Origin of the sequence: Pararhodobacter zhoushanensis (assembly GCF_003990445.1) — a bacterium.
In the GTDB taxonomy this organism is placed as follows: domain Bacteria; phylum Pseudomonadota; class Alphaproteobacteria; order Rhodobacterales; family Rhodobacteraceae; genus Pararhodobacter; species Pararhodobacter zhoushanensis.
Genome location: NZ_REEZ01000011.1, coordinates 22,879 through 47,468 on the forward strand (window position 1 = coordinate 22,879; position 24,590 = coordinate 47,468).

22 protein-coding genes are annotated in these 24,590 nt (G+C 65.2%); 16 read left to right on the top strand and 6 right to left on the bottom strand.

Annotated elements, in window-relative coordinates; genetic code table 11:
• Position 1 precedes the first annotated feature (1 nt).
• Genes crcB through EAE28_RS18845 form a run of 4 tightly spaced genes read left to right on the top strand, consistent with a single transcriptional unit; the run spans position 2 to position 2,790 of the window.
• Positions 2-379 (top strand): fluoride efflux transporter CrcB, encoded by a 378-nt coding sequence (gene crcB, locus EAE28_RS18830; RefSeq protein ID WP_127109196.1) that lies wholly within the window; start codon positions 2-4, stop codon positions 377-379.
• Entirely contained in the window at positions 376-1,413 is a 1,038-nt protein-coding gene (locus EAE28_RS18835; RefSeq protein WP_127109198.1) for an RluA family pseudouridine synthase, read from the top strand. Before crcB ends, EAE28_RS18835 begins: the two co-directional genes overlap by 4 nt.
• A 4-nt stretch (positions 1,414-1,417) precedes the next feature.
• Positions 1,418-2,083, top strand: coding sequence for an HAD-IA family hydrolase (locus tag EAE28_RS18840; RefSeq protein WP_127109200.1), 666 nt, complete (start codon positions 1,418-1,420; stop codon positions 2,081-2,083).
• Positions 2,080-2,790, top strand: a complete 711-nt coding sequence (locus EAE28_RS18845; RefSeq protein ID WP_127109202.1) for an ATP12 family chaperone protein — start codon at positions 2,080-2,082, stop codon at positions 2,788-2,790. Before EAE28_RS18840 ends, EAE28_RS18845 begins: the two co-directional genes overlap by 4 nt.
• A 40-nt stretch (positions 2,791-2,830) precedes the next feature.
• On the opposite strand, the gene EAE28_RS23860 is transcribed toward EAE28_RS18845, so the two are convergent.
• The gene (locus tag EAE28_RS23860) at positions 2,831-3,079 is read right to left on the bottom strand and encodes a hypothetical protein (protein WP_164736705.1); all 249 of its coding nucleotides are present in this window, start codon (positions 3,077-3,079) and stop codon (positions 2,831-2,833) included.
• Between EAE28_RS23860 and EAE28_RS18850 the strand changes: the two genes are divergently transcribed.
• The 4 genes from EAE28_RS18850 (at position 3,060) to EAE28_RS18865 (ending at position 7,561) form a co-directional block, all read left to right on the top strand.
• Positions 3,060-4,076, top strand: a complete 1,017-nt coding sequence (locus EAE28_RS18850) for an amino acid ABC transporter substrate-binding protein (protein ID WP_127109204.1) — start codon at positions 3,060-3,062, stop codon at positions 4,074-4,076. The genes EAE28_RS23860 and EAE28_RS18850 overlap by 20 nt on opposite strands.
• 128 nt (positions 4,077-4,204) lie before the next feature.
• Entirely contained in the window at positions 4,205-5,461 is a 1,257-nt protein-coding gene (locus tag EAE28_RS18855; protein ID WP_127109206.1) for an amino acid ABC transporter permease, read from the top strand.
• A gap of 1 nt (position 5,462) precedes the next feature.
• On the top strand, positions 5,463-6,761 hold the full coding sequence (locus tag EAE28_RS18860) for an ABC transporter permease subunit (protein WP_127109208.1): 1,299 nt from the start codon (positions 5,463-5,465) through the stop codon (positions 6,759-6,761).
• An 11-nt stretch (positions 6,762-6,772) separates the two neighbouring features.
• On the top strand, positions 6,773-7,561 hold the full coding sequence (locus EAE28_RS18865; protein WP_127109210.1) for an amino acid ABC transporter ATP-binding protein: 789 nt from the start codon (positions 6,773-6,775) through the stop codon (positions 7,559-7,561).
• Positions 7,562-7,628: 67 nt separating this feature from the next.
• Here EAE28_RS18865 and EAE28_RS18870 read toward each other — a convergent pair whose 3' ends face one another.
• Together EAE28_RS18870 and deoD are read right to left on the bottom strand one after the other, a co-directional pair.
• Positions 7,629-8,135 carry a ClbS/DfsB family four-helix bundle protein gene (locus EAE28_RS18870; RefSeq protein ID WP_127109212.1) on the bottom strand — a complete coding sequence of 169 codons (507 nt, stop codon included), beginning with the start codon at positions 8,133-8,135 and terminating at the stop codon, positions 7,629-7,631.
• 52 nt (positions 8,136-8,187) lie between these two features.
• The gene (gene deoD / locus EAE28_RS18875) at positions 8,188-8,892 is read right to left on the bottom strand and encodes a purine-nucleoside phosphorylase (RefSeq protein ID WP_127109214.1); all 705 of its coding nucleotides are present in this window, start codon (positions 8,890-8,892) and stop codon (positions 8,188-8,190) included.
• Positions 8,893-9,022: 130 nt separating this feature from the next.
• Here deoD and EAE28_RS18880 point away from each other — a divergent pair, with 130 nt between their 5' ends.
• Entirely contained in the window at positions 9,023-10,684 is a 1,662-nt protein-coding gene (locus EAE28_RS18880; protein ID WP_127109216.1) for a sulfatase-like hydrolase/transferase, read from the top strand.
• Between the two features lie 217 nt (positions 10,685-10,901).
• Here the strand turns inward: EAE28_RS18880 and EAE28_RS18885 are convergent, their stop codons facing one another.
• Complete coding sequence (locus EAE28_RS18885; protein WP_127109218.1) at positions 10,902-12,257, bottom strand: aminotransferase class III-fold pyridoxal phosphate-dependent enzyme; 1,356 nt, start codon at positions 12,255-12,257, stop codon at positions 10,902-10,904.
• Positions 12,258-12,266: 9 nt separating this feature from the next.
• Positions 12,267-13,037, bottom strand: coding sequence for an IclR family transcriptional regulator (locus tag EAE28_RS18890; RefSeq protein WP_127109220.1), 771 nt, complete (start codon positions 13,035-13,037; stop codon positions 12,267-12,269).
• A gap of 130 nt (positions 13,038-13,167) precedes the next feature.
• On the opposite strand from EAE28_RS18890, the gene EAE28_RS18895 reads away from it, so the two are divergent.
• Genes EAE28_RS18895 through EAE28_RS18925 form a run of 7 tightly spaced genes read left to right on the top strand, consistent with a single transcriptional unit; the run spans position 13,168 to position 21,129 of the window.
• Entirely contained in the window at positions 13,168-14,106 is a 939-nt protein-coding gene (locus EAE28_RS18895; protein ID WP_127109222.1) for a tripartite tricarboxylate transporter substrate binding protein, read from the top strand.
• Positions 14,107-14,157: 51 nt separating this feature from the next.
• On the top strand, positions 14,158-14,706 hold the full coding sequence (locus EAE28_RS18900; protein ID WP_127109224.1) for a tripartite tricarboxylate transporter TctB family protein: 549 nt from the start codon (positions 14,158-14,160) through the stop codon (positions 14,704-14,706).
• Positions 14,707-14,718: 12 nt separating this feature from the next.
• Entirely contained in the window at positions 14,719-16,215 is a 1,497-nt protein-coding gene (locus EAE28_RS18905) for a tripartite tricarboxylate transporter permease (protein ID WP_127109226.1), read from the top strand.
• Positions 16,196-17,680 (top strand): aldehyde dehydrogenase, encoded by a 1,485-nt coding sequence (locus EAE28_RS18910; protein WP_127109228.1) that lies wholly within the window; start codon positions 16,196-16,198, stop codon positions 17,678-17,680. Before EAE28_RS18905 ends, EAE28_RS18910 begins: the two co-directional genes overlap by 20 nt.
• A complete protein-coding gene (locus EAE28_RS18915; protein WP_246022475.1) occupies positions 17,677-18,963 on the top strand; it encodes an aspartate aminotransferase family protein in 1,287 nt (428 codons plus the stop codon). The genes EAE28_RS18910 and EAE28_RS18915 overlap by 4 nt, the downstream gene beginning before the upstream one ends.
• A complete protein-coding gene (locus EAE28_RS18920) occupies positions 18,960-19,904 on the top strand; it encodes a phosphotransferase enzyme family protein (RefSeq protein WP_127109232.1) in 945 nt (314 codons plus the stop codon). Before EAE28_RS18915 ends, EAE28_RS18920 begins: the two co-directional genes overlap by 4 nt.
• Positions 19,894-21,129 (top strand): Tm-1-like ATP-binding domain-containing protein, encoded by a 1,236-nt coding sequence (locus EAE28_RS18925; RefSeq protein ID WP_127109234.1) that lies wholly within the window; start codon positions 19,894-19,896, stop codon positions 21,127-21,129. Before EAE28_RS18920 ends, EAE28_RS18925 begins: the two co-directional genes overlap by 11 nt.
• 143 nt (positions 21,130-21,272) lie before the next feature.
• Here EAE28_RS18925 and EAE28_RS24380 read toward each other — a convergent pair whose 3' ends face one another.
• Positions 21,273-24,458, bottom strand: a complete 3,186-nt coding sequence (locus EAE28_RS24380; RefSeq protein WP_127109236.1) for a hypothetical protein — start codon at positions 24,456-24,458, stop codon at positions 21,273-21,275.
• Positions 24,459-24,590: the final 132 nt, after the last annotated feature.

Below are 24,590 nucleotides of genomic sequence, written 5' to 3' on the forward strand. Positions count from 1 at the left end.
GATGATCTACACGCTTTTGCAAGTCGCTTTGGGGGGTGCCATTGGTGCCTCGGGCCGGTATCTGACCGGCGTTGCGTCCTTGCGTCTGATGGGGCCGGGTTTCCCTTGGGGAACGCTGACGGTCAACGTCATCGGCTCGTTCGTGATGGGCGTTGTGGTGGTGGCTCTGGGGCATCTCAGCGCCAACCGCTTCGCGCCCTTGCTGATGACCGGCGTGCTGGGTGGATTCACGACGTTTTCGGCGTTCTCGCTGGATGCGATGACGATATGGGAGCGTGGGCAGCAAGGGCTGGCCATGGTCTATGTCGGAGCCTCGGTGGTGCTGTCGCTGGCCGCCATCCTGGCGGGCTTATGGCTGGCGCGGAGCGTGGTGGCATGAGCGGTGTACAGACAGTTACGGTAGGCGTGGACGAGGGTGAGCAGCGGCTGGACCGCTGGCTGAAACGCAAGTTTCCCCAGATCACGCAAGGCATGGTCGAGAAGTTCTGCCGCAAGGGCGATCTGCGGGTCGATGGCAAGCGCGTCAAGGCTTCGGACCGTATCGACGCGGGTCAGGTGGTGCGCGTGCCGCCGCTGCCCGATACCGAAGCGCCCAAGCCCGAACGCGTGGGCAAGATCACTGCGGCGGATGCCGCCATGATCCGCGACGCGGTGATCTGGAAGGACGAGCATGTCATCGCGCTGAACAAGCCGCCGGGTCTGCCGTCGCAGGGGGGCAGCGGGCAGGGCGACCGGCATATCGACGGTCTGACCGAAGCGTTGATGTTCGGCTACAAGGAGCGCCCGGTTCTGGTGCACAGGCTGGACAAGGACACCTCGGGTGTTCTGCTGCTGGCGCGCACCCCACGGGTCGCGCGGCGGCTGAGCGAGGGATTCCGTCACCGCGCGACGCGCAAGATTTACTGGGCCATCGTCGCTGGTGTGCCGCAGCCGCTCAAGGGCACGATCAAATACGGTCTGGTCAAGGGTGGTGGTCGCGGTGAGGGCGAGAAGATGCGCTGCGTGCATCCCAATCAGGTCGAAACGACCGAGGGGGCCAAGCGCGCCACCACCGATTTCGCCGTGCTCGAACGGCTGGGCAGCCGGGCGGCCTGGGTCGCGCTGGTGCCGATTACCGGACGCACGCACCAGCTCAGGGCGCATATGGCCGAGATGGGGCATCCGATCATCGGCGACGGCAAATACGGCGGCTCGGGGCAGGAGAACCTTGGCGATGGCTGGGGCGCGCAGCTGGGTGGTGACATCAGCCGCAAGATGCACCTGCACGCGCGGCAGATCACCTTCGAGCATCCGGTGACCGGCAAGGTCATGACCATCGTCGCCCCGCTGCCGCCACATATGGAGCGCAGCTGGAAAACGCTGGGCTGGCATGAGAATGACGTGCCCGCCGATCCCTTCTTCGACGAAGAATGATCCCATGCGGCTGGTGATCTTTGATGTCGATGGCACGCTGGTCGACAGTCAGGCCGATATTCTGGCCTCGATGGCGGTTGCGTTTGCCAGCGCCGGTCTGACGGTTCCGTCAGACGATGCGGTCAAGGGCATCGTGGGGCTGTCGCTGCCGGTCGCCATGGCGCAGCTTGCACCCCTTGAGGATGCGGCGACGCAGGACGCGATGGTGGTGGCCTACAAGGCCAACTACAGCGCGCTGCGCAGGGCGAATGGCGAGAAGGGCAGCCCGCTCTACCCCGGTGCCCGCGCTGCGCTGGAGCGGTTGCGCGCCGATCCGGGTGTGACGCTGGCCGTCGCGACCGGCAAGTCGCGGCGGGGCCTGAACGGGTTGTTTGAATCGCATGGGTTGCACGACCTGTTCGCCACCAGCCATGTCGCCGATGATCACCCGTCCAAACCCGATCCGGCGATGGTGCTGGCCTGTCTGCGCGACACCGGGATTGCGGCGGCGGATGCCGTGATCGTCGGCGATACCGAATTTGACATTGCGATGGGCCATGCCGCCGGGATCAAGGCGATTGGCGTGCGCTGGGGCTATCACCCGGACGCGCGTCTGGCGGCGGCGGATGTGTTGATCGACAGCTTTGACGCGTTGGATGCGGCGCTGGCGGAAATCTGGGGGCAGGGATGAGCGACTGGGCACCGAAGCGGTTCTGGAAAGACGCAACCGTGGTCGAAGCCCCGGGCGGTTTCACCGTCCTGCTTGACGGGCGCGGCGTGAAGACGCCCGGGAAGGCCCCGCTGGTTGTGCCGACGCGCGGCTTTGCCGATGAGATCGCGGCGGAATGGGCGGCGCAGGGCGACAAGATCGACCCCGACACAATGCCCGCCACACGCGCGGCCAATGCTGCCATCGACAAGGTCAGCCGCCAGTTCGACGAGGTTGCCGAGTTGCTGACCGCGTATGGCGAAACCGATCTGCTGTGCTACCGCGCCACGGACCCCGCTGCGCTGATCGCGCGGCAGGCGGCGGCCTGGGATCCGCTGCTCGAATGGTCGTCCGACCGATTCGGGGTGCAATGGCGGGTGACGTCGGGTGTCATGCCGACCGAGCAACCGGCCGAGACTTTGGCTAAACTGACGGCGCATGTCGCCACGTTAACCCCGTTCCAGCTGACCGCTTTTCATGACCTTGTGGCCATGTCCGGGTCGTTGGTCATCGCGCTGGCAGTGACCGAGCAGGCCGCGCCGGTCGAAGAACTGTGGCGTGCCTCTCGAATCGATGAGGACTGGCAGATCGAGCAATGGGGCGAAGACGAGGAAGCGCAGGCTCTTGCCGCGCGCCGGCAGGATTCCTTTCTTGCTGCTGCCCGTTTTTTCGCCCTTAGCGCGTGTTAGCGCGCAACAAGATTGCGCCTTAAAAACCCGGTGTTACCGATCACGCCGCCGCTTGCTTAGGCATCACGGTTCGGAATGATTGACTTGACGGCCAAGGTTTCTCGGCACAAATTTGCTCATGCAGCACCGAAACAGTGCGCAAAATTGCTTTGGCAATGAATGTCCGGGTGCGGCCCGGTACCAACTCGCCCTCGCTTGGGCACAGAAATTCGCCGGAAACGGCGGGACCAGATCGCCCGATGAGGCGACGAAAACAGGAAGAGGTAAGAATGAAAAAATCAGTATTCATGGGCACGCTCGCGACCGCGGCATTGGTTGCAGGCTATGCCTCGGCCACGACGCTGGAAGATGTGCAGGCCCGCGGCTCGCTGAACTGTGGCGTGTCGACTGGCGTGAACGGCTTCTCGGCCCCGGACGCAAACGGCGTCTGGCAGGGCTTTGACGTCGCCGTTTGCCGCGCCGTCGCTGCTGCCGTGCTCGGCGATCCGATGGCGGTAAACTTTGTGCCGACCACCGGCCAGACCCGCTTTACCGCGCTCGCCTCGGGTGAGATCGACATTCTCGCCCGCAACACCACCTGGACCCTGTCGCGTGACGTGGATCTGGGCTTCACCTTCATCGGCGTGAACTACTACGACGGTCAGGGCTTCATGGTCGACCGTGCTCTGGGCGTCTCGTCGGCAACCGAGCTTGATGGTGCGACCGTCTGCATCCAGACCGGCACCACGACCGAGCTGAACCTTGCGGACTACTTCCGCATCAACAACATGACCTACGAGCCGGTTCCGATCGAAACCAACGCCGAAGCTCAGCAGCAGTATCTGGCTGGTGCCTGCGACGTCTACACCACCGACGCATCGGGTCTGGCTGCCACGCGCGCTTCGTTCGAAACCCCGGGCGACCACGTGATTCTGCCCGAGATCATCTCGAAAGAGCCGCTCGGTCCGCTCGTCCGTCAGGGCGACGATCAGTGGGCTGACATCGGCCGCTGGACGCTGAACGCGCTGATTGCTGCTGAAGAGCTGGGCGTGACCTCGGCCAACCTCGAGCAGATGGCTGCCGGCACCTCGAACCCGGAAATCAACCGTCTGCTGGGCTCGGAAGGCTCGCTGGGCGAAATGCTGGGTCTCGACCCGCAGTGGGCGATGCACGCGATTGCTGCCGGTGGCAACTATGGCGAGATCTTCGCGGCCACCATCGGTGAAGCAACCCCGATCGGGCTGGCACGCGGCCTGAACGCTCAGTGGACCCAGGGCGGTCTGCTCTACACCCCGCCGTTCCGCTAAGCGACGGCACCACGGCGCGCGGTGACCCCACCGCGCGCCGTTTTCCTATCAGACATCGCATAACCGTGCCCTCCGACGCTCTTTGAGCGCGAAGACAAAAACCAGACACGGATGCAGGGAGACAATTGATGGCAATGGTGGACAGCGGGGCTCCGAAGGGGTCATTTCGCCTGAGCATGCTGCTATACGATACGCGGTATCGCTCTTACACGATCCAGATCTTTGTGCTGATCCTTCTCATGCTGGGCGCCGCCTGGCTGATCGACAACACGATCCGCAACCTCGCGGCTCTGGGCAAAGACTTTTCATTCGATTTCTTGTGGAACGTGTCGGGCTACGACATTTCGCAGCGGCCCATCGAGTATGACAGTACCTATACCCATGGTCGCGCGGCGATCGTCGGGCTGCTGAACACGCTGATCCTGGCCGTGATGGCCTGCGCCACCGCGACGGTGATCGGGGTGATCGCCGGGGTGCTGCGCCTGTCCAAGAACTGGATCATCGGCCGGTTGATGACGATCTACGTCGAGACCTTCCGCAACGTTCCCGTGCTGATCTGGATCATCGTGGTCAGCGCCATCATGTCGGAATCGATGCCGCCGCCCAGTGCGTTCCGCGGTGACGATCCGGCCAGCAGCATGTTGCTGTTCGATTCCGTCGCTGTCACCAACCGTGGCGTCTATGTCCCCGGTCCGTTGTTTGAAAACGGCCTTGGCTACTTCAATATTCTGGGTCTGGATGTCAGCCTGAACCTGATGGCGTTTCTGGTCGTTGTCGGGCTGTCGATCTGGGTGAACCGTCTGGTGCTTGCCAGCGCCACCAAGATCCAGAACGCTACCGGCGTCCGCCCCAAGACCTGGTGGAAAAGCCTGCTGATCCTGTTCGTTCCCGCCATCGCGCTGCTGACGTTTCTGGGCTTCCATCTGGAATACCCCGAACTGCGCGGGTTCAACTTTACCGGCGGCATCCAGATGCGCAACTCGCTGCTGGCCATGTGGCTGGGGCTGAGTATCTACACCGGTGCTTTCGTCGCCGAGATCGTGCGTTCAGGCATTCTGGCCATCTCGAACGGGCAAAGCGAAGCGGCCTTTGCGCTGGGGTTGCAGCCGGGCCGCACGATGCGGCTGGTCATCCTGCCGCAAGCGTTGCGCGTCATCGTGCCGCCGCTGATCTCGCAATACCTGAACATCACCAAGAACACCTCGCTGGGTCTGGCCGTGGGCTACATGGACCTGCGCTCGACACTGGGCGGGATCACCATCAACCAGACCGGCCGCGAGCTGGAAGGGATGATGTTGCTGATGCTGGTCTATCTGGTGATCAGCCTGATCATCTCGACGGTGATGAACTTCTACAACAACCGCGTAAAGCTGAGGGAGCGCTGAGATGAGTGATACCCATGCGCATACCGTCCGCTTTGTCCGCGAGACGATGCTCCCGCCCCAAGACCCGCCCAGCAGCCAGATCGGCATGGTGCGCTGGGGGCGTGAGAACCTGTTCGACGGCCCGCTGAACATCATCCTGACGGTGATTTCGCTGCTGGTCGTGCTGTTCCTTATCATGGAGATGGGCCCCTGGTTCGCCAACTCGATCTGGAACGCCAATTCGCTGACCGAGTGCCGGCAGATCCTCGACGGGGCTAGCGGTGCCTGCTGGGGCGTGATCAAGGATCGCTGGCCACAGCTGATGTTCGGCTTCTACCCGCCTGAGCTTTATTGGCGGCCCGTGACGGCGCTGGTCCTGCTGTTCGTCGCGATCTCGCCGGTTCTGTTCCCGTCGGTGCCCAAAAAGGTGCTGTACTTCACGATGGTCTACCCCTTCCTGGGCGTCTGGCTGCTGTGGGGCGGTACGATCTGGGGGCCGGTCTCGGTCGCTTTGGGTTTTGTGCTGGGCTATGTTCTGGTCCGGGCGACGTCGCAGCTTTCGACACTCTTGTCGGCGGCCATCGTGGTGATCTTGCCGATTCTTTACTGGCTGTTTCTGGCCGGTCCGCTGGTCGATGCCCTCTCTGCCATCGCGCCGCTCGAAAGCCAGTCGGTGCCGTCGCGTGAATTCGGCGGCTTTCTTGTGTCGCTGGTGATCGGCGTGTCGGGCATCGCCCTGTCGCTGCCCATCGGCATCCTGCTGGCGCTGGGGCGTCAGTCCAATATGCCGCTGATCAAGTATGTTTCGGTGATCTTCATCGAATTCATCCGCGGCGTGCCGCTGATCACACTGCTGTTCACGGCGTCCTTGCTGCTGAACTACTTCCTGCCCCCCGGTACCAACTTTGACCTGATCTTGCGGGTTATCATCATGGTGACGCTGTTTGCGTCGGCCTACATGGCCGAGGTGATCCGCGGCGGTCTGGCTGCATTGCCACGCGGCCAATACGAGGCAGCCGACGCGCTGGGTCTGGATTACTGGAAAGCCCAACGTCTGATCATCATGCCGCAGGCGCTGAAGATCTCGATCCCGAGCATCGTCAGCACCTTCATCGGTCTGTTCAAGGACACAACGCTGGTGGTGTTCATCGGCATTCTCGACCCGATCGGTCTGGCGAACGCGACGCGCGCAAGCTCGGATTGGCAGGGGATTTACTGGGAGCTCTTCATCTTCATCGGTGCCGTGTTCTTTATCTTCTGTTTCTCCATGTCGCGCTACTCGATGTCTCTCGAGCGCCGTCTGAAAACTGATCATCGTTAAGGAGTAGAGCCATGGAAGCCACGCAAGACCGTAGCGTCAACCGCGCTCAGATGCAGGTCAGCGACGAAGTCGCGATCCAGATCACCAACATGAACAAGTGGTACGGCAGTTTTCACGTGCTGCGCGACATCGACCTGACGGTGAACCGCGGAGAGCGGATCGTCATTGCCGGGCCCTCGGGCTCGGGCAAGTCGACGCTGATCCGCTGCATCAACCGGCTTGAGGAACATCAGGCCGGGCAGATCATCGTCGACGGGACCGAACTGTCATCGGACCTGAAAAACATCGACAAGGTGCGGTCCGAGGTCGGGATGGTGTTTCAGCATTTCAACCTGTTCCCGCATCTGACCATCCTGGAGAACCTCACGCTGGCGCCGATCTGGGTGCGCAAGACCCCCAAGCGCGAGGCCGAGGAAACAGCGATGTATTTCCTCGAAAAGGTGAAGATCCCCGAGCAGGCCAACAAGTATCCCGGCCAGCTTTCGGGCGGTCAGCAGCAGCGCGTCGCCATCGCGCGGTCGCTGTGCATGAAGCCGCGGATCATGTTGTTCGACGAGCCGACCTCGGCGCTGGACCCCGAGATGATCAAAGAGGTGCTGGATACCATGATCCAGCTGGCCGAAGAGGGCATGACCATGCTCTGCGTGACGCACGAAATGGGCTTTGCTCAGGCCGTCGCGAACCGCGTGATCTTCATGGATCAGGGTCAGATCGTTGAGCAGAACGAACCCTACGAGTTCTTCAACAACCCGCAATCCGAGCGGACGAAACTGTTCCTGAGCCAGATCCTGGGGCACTGAAACGCGGTGTCGCGACCACGAAAACGGGGGGCCTTGGCCCCCCGTTTTGCTGTCTTGCACGCGCCGCCTAAGCGTGGTGTTTGAGCCATGCGCGGATGCGCCCGCGTGCATTGGTATAGGGTGATGATGTGTTGAGCTGGATCATCCGCCCCTTGGTCCACGTCCGGTACCAGACCCGTCCGTAAAGCTCGTCATTCGAGCGCGCGGCAACGGTTTCGGCCAGCCGGGCCTGGACCGCGCGCAACCGGGCCAGCAACTCGGGCCACTCTACAGATTGGTAATCGGCGTAGAATTTCTGCGCCAGCTGTCCCAGTTCGGCCCAGGTGAACCCGGTTTCGGGGAAAATGACCGGCTCGCCGCGGTCGTCGCGTTCGAGCCAGGACAGAACCAGCGTATTCCAGCCCAGCAGATAGGCAACCAGATCCGCCGGGCTCATACGGGTGCCGGCGGCGTGCCCGTCCATTGACGCCACGCGCGCCTGGTCAACGGGCACACGCTCCAGATCCGCCATAAGCTTGGCAAAACTCGTGTCTATGGCGGCCAGCAACGTGGCCTGCGATGTCGGGATGGCCATGGGGGTTCCTTGCGGGCACCGGACCCGTGGGTCCGGCAGCCCGCTTTGCTGCTCAGGGGAAGGCTGCGCCCAGAGCAATCTCGACCATATCGCCAAACGAGCGTTCGCGGTCGGCGGAGGGCAGGGCTTCCTGGGTGATCAGGTGATCCGAGATGGTCAGCACAGCCAGCCCCCGCACCCCGTGACGCGCGCACAGGTTGTAGAGCTCGGCGGCCTCCATCTCGACGCATAGCACGCCGTGGTCGGTCATGATCTTGTTCAGATCCTTGCGGTCGTCATAGAACACATCCGACGAATAGATGTTGCCGACATGGGTGGTGACACCCTTGTCCGCCGCCGCCTTATGCGCCGCCGCCAGCAGGCCGAAATCGGCGCAGGGGGCAAAGTTGATTTCGCGGAAGAACCCGCGCGACGGCGTCGACAGCGAGGTGGCGGTCTGCGCCAGCACCACGTCGCGCAGCTTGATGCTTTCCTGCATCGCCCCGGCAGACCCGATACGGATCAGGGTCTTGACGCCATACTCACTGATCAACTCATTAGCATAGATCGACATCGACGGCATGCCCATGCCCGACCCATGGATCGTCACCGGATTGCCGCGCCAGGTGCCGGTGAAACCCAGCATGCCGCGCACTTCGTTCACCAGAACGGGGTTGTCGAGAAAGGTCTCGGCGGCCCAACGGGCGCGATACGGGTCGCCCGGCATCAGGACGGTGGGGGCGATCTCGCCGGGTTTGGCGCCGATATGGACGGTCATGAGGGGCTCTCCTGTTCTTACGTTGCCGAGTTTATCATCATGCCACAGGGTGAAAAGCCCCGGCGACGCGCTTGCAACCGGCAGGGGGCTTGCGCAAGGTGCTCGCTAATCGCTTGCCTGGGGAGGCCGCATGCCAGAAATCCGCAACATCCTGTTCGTTATGTATGATCAGCTGCGCCATGACTATATGTCTTGCGCGGGCCATCCGACGATGCGCACACCCAATTTCGACCGGTTGGCAGCCAAGGGCGTGCGCTTCACGCAGGCCTATGTGCAATCCCCTGTCTGCGGTGCCAGCCGCATGTCCTATTACACCGGGCGCTATGTCGGCTCGCATGGGGCGGCATGGAACGGCTATCCGCTCAAGGTGGGCGAGGCCACGATGGGCGACCATCTGCGCAAGCTGGGAATGGACAGCTGGCTTCTGGGCAAGACCCATATGACCCCCGATACCGAGGGAATGGCGCGTCTGGGACTGACCCGTGACAGCGTGATCGGCGCGCGGGTGGCGGAATGCGGCTTTGATCTGTGGGTGCGCGAAGACGGCCTCAACCCTGAAGGTCCGGGCGGGTTCTATTATTCCACCCCGTCACCCTATAACGAATATCTCAAGGGGCTGGGTTATCCGGGCGAGAACCCGTGGCACGACAACGCGAACGCGGGCGTTGACGACGATGGCTCGATTGCCTCGGGCTGGCTGATGAAAAACGCGCGCAAGGGGGCGAACGTCAAGGAAGAGCACTCCGAGACGCCCTGGCTGACCGACCGCTGCCTCGACTTCCTCGCCTCGCCACAGGCGGCAGAACGGCCGTGGCTGGCGCATCTGAGCTACATCAAGCCGCACTGGCCCTATATCGTGCCCGAGCCCTATGCCTCGATGTACGGCCCGCAGGATGTCGTGCCGGCTAACCGAACCGAAGCCGAACGCGAGGATCCGCAGCCGGTTTACGGCGCGTTCATGAATAACGCGATCGGCAAGGCTTTCTCGCGCGATGAGGTCCGGTCCGAAGTGGTGCCCGCGTATATGGGCCTGATCGCGCAATGCGACGACCAGTTCGGACGGCTGCTGGATCACCTTGAGGCAACGGGCCGGATGGAGGACACGATGATCGTCCTCACGGCGGATCACGGCGATTACATGGGCGATCACTGGATGGGTGAGAAAGACCTGTTCCACGACTGCTCGGTCCGCGTGCCGTTGATCATCTATGACCCGCGTCAGTCGGCAGGTAGCACGCGCGGCACGACCTGCGACGCGCTGGTCGAATCCATCGACCTGACGGCGACCTTTATCGAGGCGGCTGGCGGCGAGGTTCCCGGGCATGTGGTCGAGGGCAAATCCCTGATGCCTTTCCTGCGCGGTGACACGCCCGCCGAGTGGCGCGACGTGGCGATCAGCGAATACGATTATTCGTGCAGCGTCATGGCCGGGAAACTGGGTGTCGCGCCCAAGGATGCGGTGCTGTTCATGATCTTCGACGGGCGCTGGAAGATGATGCACGCCGAAGGTGGCTTCCGGCCGATGCTGTTCGATACGCTGAACGATCCGAAAGAACTGGTCGATCTGGGCGACGATCCGGCCTGTGCCGAGACCCGCGCGCGGCTGATGGAGCGCCTGTCAGTCTGGTCGCGCCGCGTGTCGCAACGCACGACGATCTCCAGCGACCAGATCATCGCCCGCCGCGGCAAGGCGCGCAGCAAGGGGGTGTATCTGGGGGTCTATGATGAAAGCGACCTGACGCCTGAGCTGCTGGTGCCGATCACCGGTGCGGCAAAAGGCGACTTCCGGTAGGCCGGGCCTCGGAGGCATCGAGCCTCCTCGGCCCGCGCGGGCCGCGGCCCGCACCCGCTTCAAGGGGGACGCACGCGCCCCCCTTGAAAATCCCCCCGTGGATATTTGCAGACAGAAAATGAAACAGGGTTAACGAAACCTTATTTTCTGTCCTTAAATATCCTGGGGGGTGAATTGGCCGTCAGGCCAAGAGGGGGGCAACGCCCCCTTTCGCCGCTCAGACCGCGCGCAGGCCCGCATCGAGGGCGCTCAGGATCACCTGCACGTCGTCCGAGGTCAGCACCAGCCCCGGTGACAGGATGATGTTCGGCCCCGACACCCGGACCATCGCCCCTGCCTCATACGCCGTTGCCTGCACCTTGGCCGGCACGGGCTTGTCCGGGGCGGCTTTGGTCGCGCGATCTGACACCAGTTCGATCGCGATCATCAGCCCGTGGCCGCCGCGCACGTCGCCGATCACGTCATACTTGTCCATCAGCGCCTGCGCGCCCGCGAACAACTCGGCCCCGCGCGCCGCCGCGTTCTCGGCGACGTTCAGGCGTTTGGTTTCTGCAAGGCAGGCGATGGCAGCCGCCGCCCCCACCGGGTGGCCCGAATACGTATACCCATGCCCGATCGCCGCGCGGCCGGTTTCATCCTTCTCGAAGGTCTCGGCGACATGCTCGGCGATCATCACCGCGCCGAAGGGGAAATAGCCGTTGGTGATCGCCTTGGCGGTGCACATGAAGTCCGGTTGCACGCCCCAGAGTCGGCTGCCGCTCCACGCGCCCGTCCGCCCGAAGGCCGTGATCACCTCGTCCGCGATCAGCAGGATGCCGTTCTTGCGGCAGATCTCGGCCACGCCGGGCATGAAGCTGGCATGCGGCGGGATCACGCCGCCTGCGCCCAGCACCGGCTCCATGATAAACGCGGCGATGGTGCCTGCGCCCTGAAAGGCGATTTCGTCCTCAAGCGCCTGCAGGCAGAGCTGGGCCAGTTTGGCCGGGTCGCTTTCGTTGAACGGGTTGCGGTAGGTATAAGGCGCGGGGATGTGGTGGCAGCCGGCCAGCAACGGCTCGTAGGCCGTGCGGAAATTGGCGTTGCCATTGACCGAGGCACCGCCGAAATGCGTGCCGTGATAGCCCTTTTTCAGCGACAGGAACTTGTAGCGCCCGGCCTCGCCACGGATCTTGTGGTACTGGCGCGACAGGCGCAGCGCGGTTTCAACCGAGTCCGACCCGCCCGACGTATAGAAGGCCCGTGTCAGCCCGTCGGGGGCGAAGAAGTCCTTCAGCTCTTCGGCCAGTTCGATGACGCAATCGTTCGAGGTTCCCCGAAAGATCGAGTAATACGGCAGCTTGTCCAGCTGCGCGCTGATCGCCGCCTTGATCGGCTCGCACGAGTACCCAAGGTTGACGTTCCACAGCCCGCCGACGCCATCGACCACCTCATGCCCGTCCACATCGGTGATCCGCACGCCCTTGCCGCCGGTCACGATGGTCGGCGGGTTCTTCTGGCTGTCCGCCGGGTGGGCCATCGGGTGCCACAGGTGGCGCGCGTTGTTGGCTTTGAGGAAATTCTCGTCTTTGGGCATGGGGTTCTCCTAGAGAGCAACGATGTGATGAGGGGGAATACGACCGCCCAGACCCAGCGTCGCATCGCGCGCGGCCGGGGCGAGGGCGGCCAGTATGCCGCGCTGATAGCTGTCGGTGACGCGGGACGTGGGGATCGCCACAGCCAGCGCGCCGCAGGAAAAGCCGTCAGGGCCGAAGAGCGGTACGGCGAGGCCATGAACCTCGGCCTCATAGGTCTGATCGGCGCAGGAATAGCCGCGCTGTTGGGCGAGTGTGACCAGACCGGCCAGTGACTCGCGGGTGATCGGGGTGGTGCCGGTGATCGGTGTCAGTTTGCGTGCCAGCACCCGCTCGCGCCGCTCAGGCCGCGTGAAGGCGGTGAACGCAAGGCCCGAGGCGGTGGCGTGCAGGGGCAGGGTCAGGCCCGGTTCGATGTGAACGCGGTTGGCCCGGTTGCTTTCGACCACGCCGATATTGGCCAGATCGCGGCCTGACACAAGCGACACATGCGCGGTCTCGCCGGTCTGTTCAGCCAGTCGTTCGAGGATTGGCATCAGCACGCGGTTGACGGGTTGCGTCGCCTCGCGCAAGCGCGCCAGACGCAGGACGCCAGCCCCCAAGCGCCAGCGCTTTGACTCGGGATTTTGCTCAACCAGTCCACTTTCCGCCATGTCGTTAAGCATCCGCAAGACGGTCGCCTTATCGATTCCCGATAGGCGGGCGAGGTCTGACAGGCCAATCTCCACCACTTTGTCGGTGAAGAAATCCAGCAGTTTCAAGGCTTTTTCGACGGTTCGCATGGGGGTGAACGGATCCCGGATGAAAAACACTCATTGCAGACGCAAGAAAAGTCTTGACCGAATCCGCCCTGTCGCGCAACCTAATTTTTGAAACAACGGTGTAAATAATGAACCGACAAGGAGGACGCCCATGAAGATCCATGTCTCTCTCGCCCTCGCGGCGGCGCTGGCTGTGCAGGCTGGTGCAGCGCTGGCCGAGTATCCCGAAGGCCCCGTGACCTTCGTCGTTCCGTGGCCGCCGGGTGATCTGGAAGACGTGCTGACCCGCATGATCGCCGAGGACTTTCAGGAGGCCTATGGCCAGCCCGCTGCGGTGCTGAACCGCCCCGGTGGCGGCGGCGGTCCGTTCCCCGGCGCGGTTGAAGTGGCGACGGCCCCGGCTGATGGCTCGATGGTCGGCTCGTTCGTCATCGGTGTGCCGGTGGTTGGCCCGACCCTTGGCATTGCCGAGCTGGCCCCCGATCCCTTCACCCCGGTCGGCATCTTCCTGACCTATCCTTTTGTGCTGGCCACCGCGCGCAACGCCCCGTTCCAGACGATGCAAGAACTGGCGACGTACGCGCAAGATAACGAGGTGCTGCTGGGCCATTTCGGCGCCAGCCTGACGCCGACGCAGGTCAGCTTCGCGCTGGCGCATGAGATGGGCTTTTCGTGGGGTTCGGACGCGGCCTATGACGCGCTCGACTGCAACACGCTGGCCTCGGGCGATGTGGATGTGATCAACACCACGATCCAGCTGATCATGCCCTGTCTTGACGACGTGACCATCCTTGCCGCCGTCACCGGTGAACGTCTGGGGCAAGCGCCCGACGCGCCGACGGTGGGCGAGCTGGTGCCGGATCTGGGCATTTCGCTGTGGAACGGGCTGTTCGTGCACAAGGACACGCCGCCCGATGTGATCGCCCGCATCGCCGAAGTGGCGCAGGCGACCATCGCCAGCGAGCGCGCGCAGACCTTCGCCGCCGAGACGGGCGCGCAGATCTACTGGCAGGACAGTGAAGCTGCCGCCGCGCAGATCGAAAGCGACATCGCCACCATGGCGCGGATCGCCGAAACCACCGGCCAGTAACCCCAAACCCCGGCGCGCCTGCGCCGGGGTTTTCAATCCGTGCGAGGGCGCATGAGCGACGATCCCACCGACCTTTCAGACCTGACCCATCCGCCCCACCAGCGGGCCGAGATCGTCTTTGCCGTGACCTCGTTTCTGGCTGCCGGTGTTCTGGCGCTGTTCTGGTCCTCGCAAACCACATGGATCGACGGGCAGCCGCTGGTCCGGCAGCCCGGCCTCTGGCCGCTGATCGCCATCGTCGGCATGCTGGTTTTCGGGCTGGGCGAGCTGATCGCCTGCCTGCGCCGCAACGCGCGCCACCGGGGCAGCAGCGTGATGGCCGAGCTTCTGCTCTGGGCCAAGGCGTTCGAGTATGTCGTCTGGTTTCTGGCTTATGTGATGGCGACGCCCTGGATCGGCTACCTGCCCGCCAGCATGATCTTTACCACGGCGCTGGCCTTCCGGCTGGGGTATCGCGGCAGGCTGCTGGCATTCTCGCCGCTGGTCGGGCTCGGGATCGTGCTGGTCTTCAAGACCTTCCTCGACGTGCGCATGCCCGGAGGTGCGGTCTATGACCTGCTGCCCCATGGTTTGCGCAACTTCCTCGTCCTATATTTCTGAAGGGGTCCAAGCGTGGACGCATTCCTTGACGCGCTGGTCATCGTCTCAAGCTGGCAGGTGATCGCGGCGCTGATCGCGGGGTCTATCGGCGGGGTGATCATCGGCGCTATCCCCGGTGTCGGGCCCGCCGTGGCGATCGCCATCCTGCTGCCTGCGACCTTTGGCATGGAGCCGATCGTCGGCCTGACGCTGCTCTTGGGCATCTACGGGTCGTCAATGTTCGGCGGTTCGATCCCGTCGATCCTGATCAACACGCCCGGCACCGCCGTGAACGCGCTGACCACCTATGACGGCTATCCGATGACGCAGGCGGGCCAAGCCCCGCGCGCGCTGGGCCTGAGCTTTGGCGCGTCCTTCTTTGGCGGGCTGTTTGCGGTGATCGCACTGGTGCTGCTCTCACCCTTGCTGGCCCGCGTCGCGCCAATGTTCGGCTCACGCGAGATCTTTCTGGCCGCGCTGTTGGGCTGTATTCTGGTCGTCGTCGCGCACCGGGGTCAATCGCTGGCGGCGGGGGCACTGCTGATGTTCGGGCTGTTCCTGAACACCGTCGGCATGGAAGCCAACAACTATACCCAGCGCTTCACCTTCGATCTGTCGTTCCTGACCCAAGGCGTCAATCTGATCGTCGTCGTGCTGGGCCTCTTCGCCGTGTCGCAGGCGTTCATTCTGTTGACCGGCAAGGACGACACCGGCCCTGCGCCCAGCATCTCGGGCCATGTCGGGCGTGGGGTGATGGAGGTGTTCAAGAACAAGCGGATCGCCACTGCAGGCGCGCTGTCAGGCACGATCATGGGGATCATTCCGGGGGTGGGCGAGTTCACCTCGCAATTCCTGTCCTACACCTATGCACGCAGCACCTCCAAACGGCCCGAGCTGTTCGGCAAGGGTTCGCCCGAGGGGTTGATTGCCTCGGAAAGCGCCAACAATTCGGTCCCGCCCGCCGCCATGGTGCCGCTCCTGGCGCTGGGCATCCCCGGCGAGGCGCTCACCGCGATGATGCTGTCGGTGTTCTATGTGCACAACGTGATCCCCGGTCCCGGCCTGTTCCGCGACCACATGGATTTCGTCATGGCGCTGTATATCTGTCTGGGGCTCTTGAACCTGCTGGCGCTGCTGTTCCTGCTGGTCGCGACCAAGCCGCTGCTCAAGGTGCTGGTGATCCCCAACCGCTATCTGGGCATGATCATTCTGGCGCTCAGCTTTGTCGGCATCTATTCGCTGCGCAACTCGGTGATTGACTGCATGCTGGCGGCGGTTTTCGGGTTGCTGGGCGTGGTGCTCAAGCGGCTGAACCTGCCGATTGTGCCAATCATTCTGGGCATGGTGCTGGGCGGCATCATGGAGGCCAAGTTCCGCACCTCGCTGCCCCGTATTCGCTCACTCTATTCGTGGATCGACAGGCCGGTGGCGATGGTCATCTTCTGTCTGATCTGCGTGGTTCTGGCGCTGCACCTCTGGGGGATGTGGCGTGACTGGAAAGGAAAGAAAGATGGATCAGTCCAGCATTGACGCGCTGGCCGCGGCCCCGGTGGGGCCGCAGGGCCTGTTCATTGGCGGCAAGACGGTTCTGGCGACCGGCGGCGCGACGCTGCCTGTCACCTCTCCCATCGACGGGCGGGTGCTGACGCAGATCGCGGACGCCTCGGCGGTGGATGTGGATCTGGCCGTGGCCTCGGCCCGCGCCACGTTTGACAGCGGTGTGTGGTCCCGCGCCGCGCCCGCCGAGCGCAAGAAAGTCCTGCACCGCATCGCCGACGCCATCGAGCGCGAGGCGCTGGCACTGGCGGTGCTGGGTGTGCGCGACAACGGCACCGAGATTTCCATGGCGATCAAGGCTGAGCCGGGCAGTGCTGCCGGAACCTTCCGCTACTACGCCGAGGCGCTGGACAAGGTGGCCGGTGAAATCGCCCCCACCGCGCCCAACGTGCTGGGGCTGGTGCACCGCGAGCCGGTCGGCGTGGTTGGGGCGATCGTGCCGTGGAACTTTCCGCTGATGATCGGCGCCTGGAAGATCGCTCCGGCGCTGGCGGCGGGCAATTCGGTGGTGCTGAAACCATCCGAGGTTGCCTCGCTCACCCTGCTGCGGCTGGCCGAAATCTGTGCTGAATGCGGGCTGCCGGACGGCGTGCTGAACGTCGTGACCGGCATGGGCGCCGTGTCCGGCGAGGCGCTGGGCCTGCACGCGGATGTCGATGTGCTGGTCTTCACCGGCTCGGGCGGCGTCGGGCGCAGGCTGCTGGAGTACAGCGCGCGCTCGAACCTCAAGCGGGTCTATCTGGAGCTGGGCGGCAAATCCCCCAACGTGGTCTTCGCCGACGCGCCCGATCTGCGGCAGGCGGCCAAGGTCAGCGCGGCGGGGATCTTCCGCAACTCGGGGCAAGTCTGCGTCGCGGGTTCGCGTCTGCTGGTCGAACGCGCGGTGCATGAGGAATTCGCCGCGATGGTCGCCGAAGAGGCCCGCAAGATTAAGGTCGGCAACCCGCTGGACCTGAGCACGCAGGCCGGGGCGATTTCCAGCGAGATGCAGCTGGCGCGGGTGCAGAGCTTTGTCGAGAAGGCGCATGAAGAGGGCGGCGCGCTGCTGGCGGGCGGCGCGCGGATCTTGTCCGAGACCGGCGGCAGCTATTTCGCCCCTACCGTCTTTGATCACGTCACCCCCGACATGACCCTGTCGCGCGAAGAGGTCTTCGGCCCGGTGCTGGCGGTGACGCCTTTTGATACCGAAGAAGACGCCGTGCGCATGGCCAATGGCACCGAGTATGGCCTTGCCTCGGCCGTGTGGACCGGCAACCTGAGCCGTGCGCACCGGATGGTCGGCGCGATCAATGCGGGCGTGGTGCATGTGAATACCTACGGCGGCGCGGATAACACCGTGCCTTTGGGCGGCCATCGCCAATCCGGCAACGGGCATGACAAGTCCCTGCATGCGCTGGATAAATACGTGAACCTCAAGACCGCATGGATTCAACTGTGACCGAGACCCTGATGCAACGGCGCGAGCGGCTGCTCGGGCCCAACATGTCCGTCTTTTACGAAGAGCCCGTGCATCTGGTGCGCGGGCAGGGCGTGAAACTGTGGGACGCCGACGGGCGCGAATACCTCGATTGCTACAACAACGTCCCGCATGTCGGCCATTGCCACCCGCGCGTGGTCGAGGCCATCTGCCAGCAGGCGGGCACGCTGAACACCCACACCCGCTATCTGCATGAGGGGATTCTGGACTATGTCGAGGCGCTGACCGCGACCTTTGATGATCCCTTTGACACCGCGCTCTTGTGCTGCACGGGGTCCGAGGCCAACGACGTCGCCCTGCGCATGGCGCAGGCGCTGACCGGCAAGACCGGGGTGATCGCCACCGATCACACCTATCACGGCAACACCACCGCCGTGCATCAGCTCAGCCAGACCAACCCGCCGCCGGGCGGCTATTGGGACTCGGTCGCGTTCGTGCCTGCGCCTGACAGCTACCGCCCCTTGGGCGGCGTGCCGGGCATGGCCCACGCGCAGGCCTTTGCCGATGCGGTGGCCGCGCAGATCGCGGTGCTTGAGGCGCGCGGCTGCGGGTTCTCGTCGCTGATCCTGTGTCCCTATTTCGCGAACGAGGGCTTCCCCGACCTGCCGCAAGGCTGGCTGGACCCGGTGCAAGAGGTCGTGCGCAAGGCGGGCGGCGTGATCATCGCCGATGAGGTGCAGCCCGGCTTTGGCCGCGTGGGAACCCATTTCTGGGGGCACCAGAAGATCGGGCTGAAGCCGGACATCGTGACGATGGGCAAACCCATGGCCAACGGCCACCCGGTTGCCGCCGTTGTCGCCCCGCGTGACACGATGCAAGCCTTCCGCTCGCGCTTTCGCTATTTCAACACCTTCGGTGGCAACCCCGTCAGCTGCGCCGCCGCGATGGCGACGCTTCAGGTGCTCAAGGACGAAAACCTGCAAGAGAACGCGCGCGACGTCGGCGCCTATGCGCGCGAGGGCCTGCGCGAACTGGCCACGCGTCATGAATGCATCGGCGATGTGCGCGGCGCGGGGCTGTTCTTCGGCGCCGAAATGGTGCTGGACCGGCAGACCAAGGAACCGGCAACCGCATTCGTGAAAAAGCTGTCGAATGGTATGCGCCAAAAGGGCGTGTTGCTCAACTTTCTGGGCATCCATTACAACGTGCTGAAAATCCGCCCGCCCATGCCCTTCAGCCGCGCCAACGCTGATCAGTTGATCGAAACGCTCGACAGCGTTCTGGCCGAGACGCCGCTGGCATGAGCCGGATCGCCAAAACCGCAGCCCCCTTGTGGGGGTTCGATCCGTCCCGCGTCTCGCTGGTCGCCGCCCGCGAGAATTCCGTGTGGCGGGCCGAGGGGGAGGGCGGCGCGTATGCGTTGCGCCTGCACCGTCCCGGCTATCGCACCGAGGCCGAGCTGCTGTCCGAGTTGCACTGGATGGAGATGCTGGCCAAGGGCGGGCTGACCGTGCCACGGCCCATCCCCTCGCTTGCCGGGCGGCTGGTGGAACGGGTGGGTGACACGTCGGTCGATGTGCTCAGCTGGATGCCGGGGCGAATGCTGGGCGAAAAGGGCGGGATGCCGGGCATCACCGACCGGCCCGGCCTGATGCGCCAGCTGGGCGCGTTGCTGGCCCGGCTGCATGATCTGTCGGACGCCTGGACGCCGCCGCCGGGGTTCTCTCGGCCCAAGTGGGACCGGGCTGGGCTGTTGGGCAAAACCCCGCTCTGGGGGCCGTTCTGGGAGAACCCCGATCTGACCGGCGAACAGCGCGACACCGTGCTGGCGGCGCAGGCCAAGGCCATGGCGGCGCTTGCCGCTCTGGAAGGGGGGCTCGACTACGGGTTGATCCACGCCGACGCGATCACCGAGAATATCATGGTCGACGGCGACCGGCTGGTGTTGATCGACTTTGACGACGGCGGCTGGGGCTTTCGCGATTTCGAGCTGGCGACGGTGCTGATGCGGCAACTGGACCGGCCCGACTATCCCGCCCTGCGCACCGCGCTGATCGACGGCTATGCCGCGCGCCGCCGGGTTGACGGGCGGGTGCTGGACCTGATGCTGCTGTTGCGCGCGCTCACCTATCTGGGCTGGATCATTCCGCGCCTGTCCGAGCCGGGCGGGGCGGAACGCTCGGCCCGCGCGGTAGCGACGGCGCTGCCGCTGGCACAAGCATATCTGAGAGGACATGATGGCTGATCGTACCATTCTCGTCGTTGGCACCTACGACACCAAACAGGATGAGCTGGGCTATATCGCCGAGGTGATCCGCGCGCAGGGCGGGGGCGTCGTGACGATGGATGTCTCGGTGCTGGGCGACCCTGCAGGGCCGGTGGATTACAGCAAGCATCAGGTGGCCGAAGCGGGCGGCGCGTCGATTGCCGAGGCGATCGCGGGCGAGGATGAGAACCTCGCGATGCAGATCATGGCGTGCGGATCGGCGGCGCTGGCGGCGCGGCTTTGCGCCGGAGGGGTGTTTGACGGGGTCGTGGTGCTAGGCGGCTCGATGGGCACCGATCTGGCGCTGGACCTGTGCGCGGCGCTGCCGCTGGGCGTGCCGAAATACATCGTCTCGACCGTCAGCTTCTCACCGATGATCCCGCCGCACCGACTGGCGGCGGATGTGCAGATGATCCTGTGGGCGGGGGGGCTTTACGGGTTGAACTCGGTCTGCAAAGCCTCGCTGTCACAGGCGGCAGGGGCAGTGCTGGGCGCGGCGCGTGCGGTGGAAAAGCCGAACCGGGACCGCCCGTTGATCGGCATGACATCCTTCGGCAAGACGGTGCTGCGCTATATGGTGACGCTGAAACCGGCGCTTGAGGCGCGCGGGTTCGAGGTGGCGGTGTTCCATGCCACCGGTATGGGCGGACGGGCGTTCGAGGCGCTGGCGGCAGAAGGGGCTTTCGCCGCCGTGCTGGACTTCGCGCCGCAGGAGGTTGGAAACCATCTGCACGGCTCGGCGATCAGCGCGGGGCCGGACCGGCTGACAGCGGCGGGCAAGGCAGGCGTGCCGCAGATCGTGTCCATCGGTTGCTATGATCTGGTGGATCTGGTCGGCTGGCACGAACTCCCGGCGGCGCTGCAGGACCGCCCGGTTCATGCGCATAACCGGCTGATTACCTCGGTGGTGATGACGGCCGAGGAGCGGGTGGCCATGGCGCAGGCGCTCTGTGCAAAACTGGCCGAGGCGACGGGGCCGGTGGTATTTTTGCTGCCAACACAGGGCGGAAACGAATGGGACCGCGCGGGCGGGCCGCTGTCCGACCCCGAGGCACTGGCAGCTTTTGTGGCTGCCATGCGCGACCACTGCCCGGCGAATGTGACGTTGATCGAACTCGATGCGCATATCAACGATCCGGCGTTTTCGGAGGCGGCGCTGCGCGTCGTGGACGGATGGCTCGGTGCGGGTGATCTGACGCTCTGAGGGATCAGGCGGAGCGCGCGGGCAGGCCCGCGCGCGTTGCTTTGAGTGCGATCAGGGGGCCTCGGCCCCCCTCTTCGGCTAAAGCCGAATTCACCCCCGAGGATATTTTCGGACAGATGATGAGGCTGTGCCCGGCGCCGAGATCAGCCGCCGATGCGCAGGATCTCGTTGCGGCCGTTCTTGACGTAGCGCAGTTCGGCCTCACCGATGGCGGCGACCTGACCGCCGTCGAGCCGGTCGCCGACGGCAACGCGGACAACGCGGCCGTTGGACATGCGCACCAGCGCGCGGCGGCTTTGCGGCGTGCCGAACACACCGATCAGATTGACGCGGTTGAGGCGGATGGCATCAGTTTCGGTAGCCTGTCGGGCGACCGAAGCCGAGCTGGGGATGACCGGATCACGGGCCGAACTGGCGGTTTCACCGGCGCCTGTTTCGACGACCTCAGGGGCGCGCGGCGCAGCGGCAGCGGCGGCGAGCAGGGCGCGGGCGCGCTCGGTGATGTCATCGGGGCGCGCGCCGGGGACGGGCGATTGCGCGACGGCTTCGGCGGTGGCCCCGGCCAGATCGACCTGGGGTTCAGGCGCGGCTTCGGGCACCAGATCGGTGGGGCGGCGCTGCGGGCGCAGGGCCGCCAGCGTCACGCCGCCAGGCGACGCGGCATCCAGCGCGGTGACATCGCTGGCGGTTTCGGTGCGCGTGGCGGCTTCAGGGGCGGTGCCCTGCGCGGTTTCGATCGTCGCGGCGGCGGCGGGCGCAAGGGCAGCGGTGTCGGTCGTCGCCTCAGGCCGCGCGGGGGGGGCGAGCAGGGTCTGGTCGTCGGCGGCAGGCGTTTCCGGTGCCTGTTGTGCGCCCAGAGCGCGGACGCGCTCGCTGCGCGGACGCGGGCGGGCGTCGGCGAGCGCTGGGTCGGCGCGGGGCGTGTCGTCATAGACGACCTCGGCGCCGGGGGCTTCTGCCGCCGGGGCATCGGTGGCGGGCGCGCCAGCGGCGGGTTCTGCCGGGGTCGGCGTAATCTCGTCGATCGCTGCGTCAACGGCTTCGGCAATGGCGCTCTCGATCGCGGCTGCGACCGGCTCGGTGGCGGGCTCTGGCGTGGCCACCGGGGCGGCAGCCGCTTCTGCTGCCGGGGCGGGCTCGATGACGGTGTCGCGCGGGGCAGGCACGGCGTCAGGTCGGCCTGCAAACACGGTGACACCCGACGGGGTCAGCGCGCCTTCGGGCGTCGCTTCGACAAGGCCGCGCTCGTCAAAGTTGAACTGCGTACCAAAGGGCGGTGGCGGGGGCGGCGAGGCAAAGGCGACCTCGGCCGCAGGCGGAACGGTGATCCCGCGCGGCAGGGACAGGCGTTGCACCGGCGTCGCTGTGGTGGCGACCTGCGGGGTGTCCGAGCTTTGCTCGGCGGCGATCTGCGGCGACCCCTGTGCGTTGGTGGCGTCGGCGGACGGCGGGCTGTCGGTGGCGGCAATCGCTGCGGGTTCCGAAGCGTTCTCAACCGCTTGCCCCAGCGTTTCGGTCGGCAGAGTTTCGTCCAGCGCCTCAGCAACCAGCGACTCCAACAGGGCAGCCGGGTCGGTCGACGCTGGCGTCTCTGGCATCCCCGAGGTGTCGGGCAGCGCGTTGTCGGATTCGGCCGGTGCGGCGGTATCGGGCAGTGCCGCCGGGGCGGTCACACCGGTGTCGGCAGTGGCGACCTGCGTTGGGGCTTCGATGCCGGGCAGCGGTTCAGTGGTGACGGCAGCCGGTTCGCCGGCCAGTTGCGAGGTCGAGTCCGACCCGTTGAAATACAGCGCCCAGACGGCCACCGCGACCAGCAGCAGCAACAGGCCGCCGGCGGCCATTAGGCCGCGCTGGGCAAGGCCAGCGCCGGAGGGCTGCATGCCGCGCGCGCCGAAAATCGTCATGGCTTCGGCTTCGCGCACCTTGTCGCGTTCGTTTGCGGGTGGGCGCGAGGCGGGAACGATCGGTTCGGGCAGCGCGGAGGCGGCGCTGCGGCTTGCCGGTGCCTCGGGCTTGTCGGTGGCAGCGTCGGCTTTACGGCTGGTGCCGATCCGGGCCATGGCCTGCTGCAGGCCTGTGCGCGCGTTGCCCAACAAGCGTTGCGCAGGACCGGGGGTTGCGGTGCTGCTTGCAAGCACGGCCAGACGGCCCCCCGGCGGTGTGGCGGGCGGTGGCGTCGGGGTGTTGGTGGTGACAACGGGCGTCGCACGGCGGCTGGCAAAGGCGACGGGTGCGGCATCGGCACTGTCGGGCACCGGGCGCGGCGCCGTGGGAGGCGGGGCTTTCACCGCCGCAACCGGCGGCACGGTCGGCGCCGGGGTGAGCGTTGGTGCGGGGCGCGGGGCGGCGGCGGCATCCTTGGCGGGCGCTGTGCTGCCGAAGGGATTTGCCGGGGGCTCTGCCTTGGCCTGTTCGCGGCGCAGGCGGGTGCCCATGCGGCGCACGAGGTTGCCGACCTTGGACTTAGCCTCGCCGACACCGGCGCTCAGATCGGGTTTGCTGCGGGTGGCTGGGGCGGCAGACGGTGCCGCCGGGGCGGTTTGCGACGTTGGCGCATCAACGCTGGTGGGCGCGGGCTTTGCGGGATCGGGCTTTGGTGCCTCGGCTTTCGTCGCGGCGGTTTTAGCCGCAGAGACCGGTGGTGTCGCCGGCGAGGCCGGGGCGGGGCGCTGGGTGCTTGCCACAGGCGCGGTTGGCGCAGGGGCCGGTGGCGACTTTGGCGCAGCCTTCGCGGGCTCGACCGGCGCGCTGGGGGCTGCAACGGGGGCTTCGGGCTTGCGCGCGGGCTTCAGCAACCGGATCGCTTCCGCATCGGGCTGCACATGCGCGCCTGCGGGCAGAAGCGATGGGGCAACCATGGTTTCGCCAAAGAATGGCTCACCCAGAAACTGTCCGCCCTCAGGCAGAGCGACAAAGGCCACGGGGTTGAACCCGTAGCCTTCGGCAAATGTCTCGGCTTCGATCAGGGTCTCGCGGGCGCAGATCACCACAAGGGCAGTGTCGTCCTCGACCGACCAATCGTAAGCCAGTTCATCGACTTTGTAGGGCGTGAGCCGTTCGATTTCGGCTTCGATCTGATAGCGCCGTGCTTCATCCGTCGGGCCGGGGGCCGAAACGGCCTCGTAGCGGACCTCGGAATCCGGGATCACCAGCTTGGTGCGGACGTTTCCGGGCTCGATCTTCTCGGCCACGGCGACCAGGGCCGCGCAGCCGGCGGCGATGTCATCGCTGTCAAAGGAAACCGAGCCGACCGGCGACCAACCACCGGGGACACGATGCAACAGCTCGGCGCTGTCGTTCGACAGCTTCAGGGCAAAATTCGGTTTCATACGGCGCGTTTATCACAGCCTTTAGGGATGAGCCGAGTCACCGACTCGTGCTCAACTTTTCCTATAGCAGGATTCCGCCGATGAATACAAAAAGCCCGGCAGTGATGCTGCCGGGCCACATTTTGTACCAGT

Excerpts from the sequence above, each read along its gene's own strand:
- EAE28_RS18845 (WP_127109202.1), top strand. The coding sequence starts at position 2,080 with ATGAGCGACTGGGCACCGAAGCGGTTCTGGAAAGACGCAACCGTGGTC.
- EAE28_RS18890 (WP_127109220.1), bottom strand. The coding sequence starts at position 13,037 with ATGCGAACCGTCGAAAAAGCCTTGAAACTGCTGGATTTCTTCACCGAC.
- EAE28_RS18895 (WP_127109222.1), top strand. The coding sequence starts at position 13,168 with ATGAAGATCCATGTCTCTCTCGCCCTCGCGGCGGCGCTGGCTGTGCAG.
- EAE28_RS18920 (WP_127109232.1), top strand. The coding sequence starts at position 18,960 with ATGAGCCGGATCGCCAAAACCGCAGCCCCCTTGTGGGGGTTCGATCCG.
- EAE28_RS24380 (WP_127109236.1), bottom strand. The coding sequence starts at position 24,458 with ATGAAACCGAATTTTGCCCTGAAGCTGTCGAACGACAGCGCCGAGCTG.
- EAE28_RS18910 (WP_127109228.1), top strand. The coding sequence starts at position 16,196 with ATGGATCAGTCCAGCATTGACGCGCTGGCCGCGGCCCCGGTGGGGCCG.
- EAE28_RS18855 (WP_127109206.1), top strand. The coding sequence starts at position 4,205 with ATGGCAATGGTGGACAGCGGGGCTCCGAAGGGGTCATTTCGCCTGAGC.
- EAE28_RS18850 (WP_127109204.1), top strand. The coding sequence starts at position 3,060 with ATGAAAAAATCAGTATTCATGGGCACGCTCGCGACCGCGGCATTGGTT.
- EAE28_RS18900 (WP_127109224.1), top strand. The coding sequence starts at position 14,158 with ATGAGCGACGATCCCACCGACCTTTCAGACCTGACCCATCCGCCCCAC.
- EAE28_RS18925 (WP_127109234.1), top strand. The coding sequence starts at position 19,894 with ATGATGGCTGATCGTACCATTCTCGTCGTTGGCACCTACGACACCAAA.
- EAE28_RS18880 (WP_127109216.1), top strand. The coding sequence starts at position 9,023 with ATGCCAGAAATCCGCAACATCCTGTTCGTTATGTATGATCAGCTGCGC.
- deoD (WP_127109214.1), bottom strand. The coding sequence starts at position 8,892 with ATGACCGTCCATATCGGCGCCAAACCCGGCGAGATCGCCCCCACCGTC.
- EAE28_RS18885 (WP_127109218.1), bottom strand. The coding sequence starts at position 12,257 with ATGCCCAAAGACGAGAATTTCCTCAAAGCCAACAACGCGCGCCACCTG.
- EAE28_RS23860 (WP_164736705.1), bottom strand. The coding sequence starts at position 3,079 with ATGAATACTGATTTTTTCATTCTTACCTCTTCCTGTTTTCGTCGCCTC.
- EAE28_RS18840 (WP_127109200.1), top strand. The coding sequence starts at position 1,418 with ATGCGGCTGGTGATCTTTGATGTCGATGGCACGCTGGTCGACAGTCAG.
- EAE28_RS18835 (WP_127109198.1), top strand. The coding sequence starts at position 376 with ATGAGCGGTGTACAGACAGTTACGGTAGGCGTGGACGAGGGTGAGCAG.
- EAE28_RS18870 (WP_127109212.1), bottom strand. The coding sequence starts at position 8,135 with ATGGCCATCCCGACATCGCAGGCCACGTTGCTGGCCGCCATAGACACG.
- EAE28_RS18865 (WP_127109210.1), top strand. The coding sequence starts at position 6,773 with ATGGAAGCCACGCAAGACCGTAGCGTCAACCGCGCTCAGATGCAGGTC.
- EAE28_RS18860 (WP_127109208.1), top strand. The coding sequence starts at position 5,463 with ATGAGTGATACCCATGCGCATACCGTCCGCTTTGTCCGCGAGACGATG.
- crcB (WP_127109196.1), top strand. The coding sequence starts at position 2 with ATGATCTACACGCTTTTGCAAGTCGCTTTGGGGGGTGCCATTGGTGCC.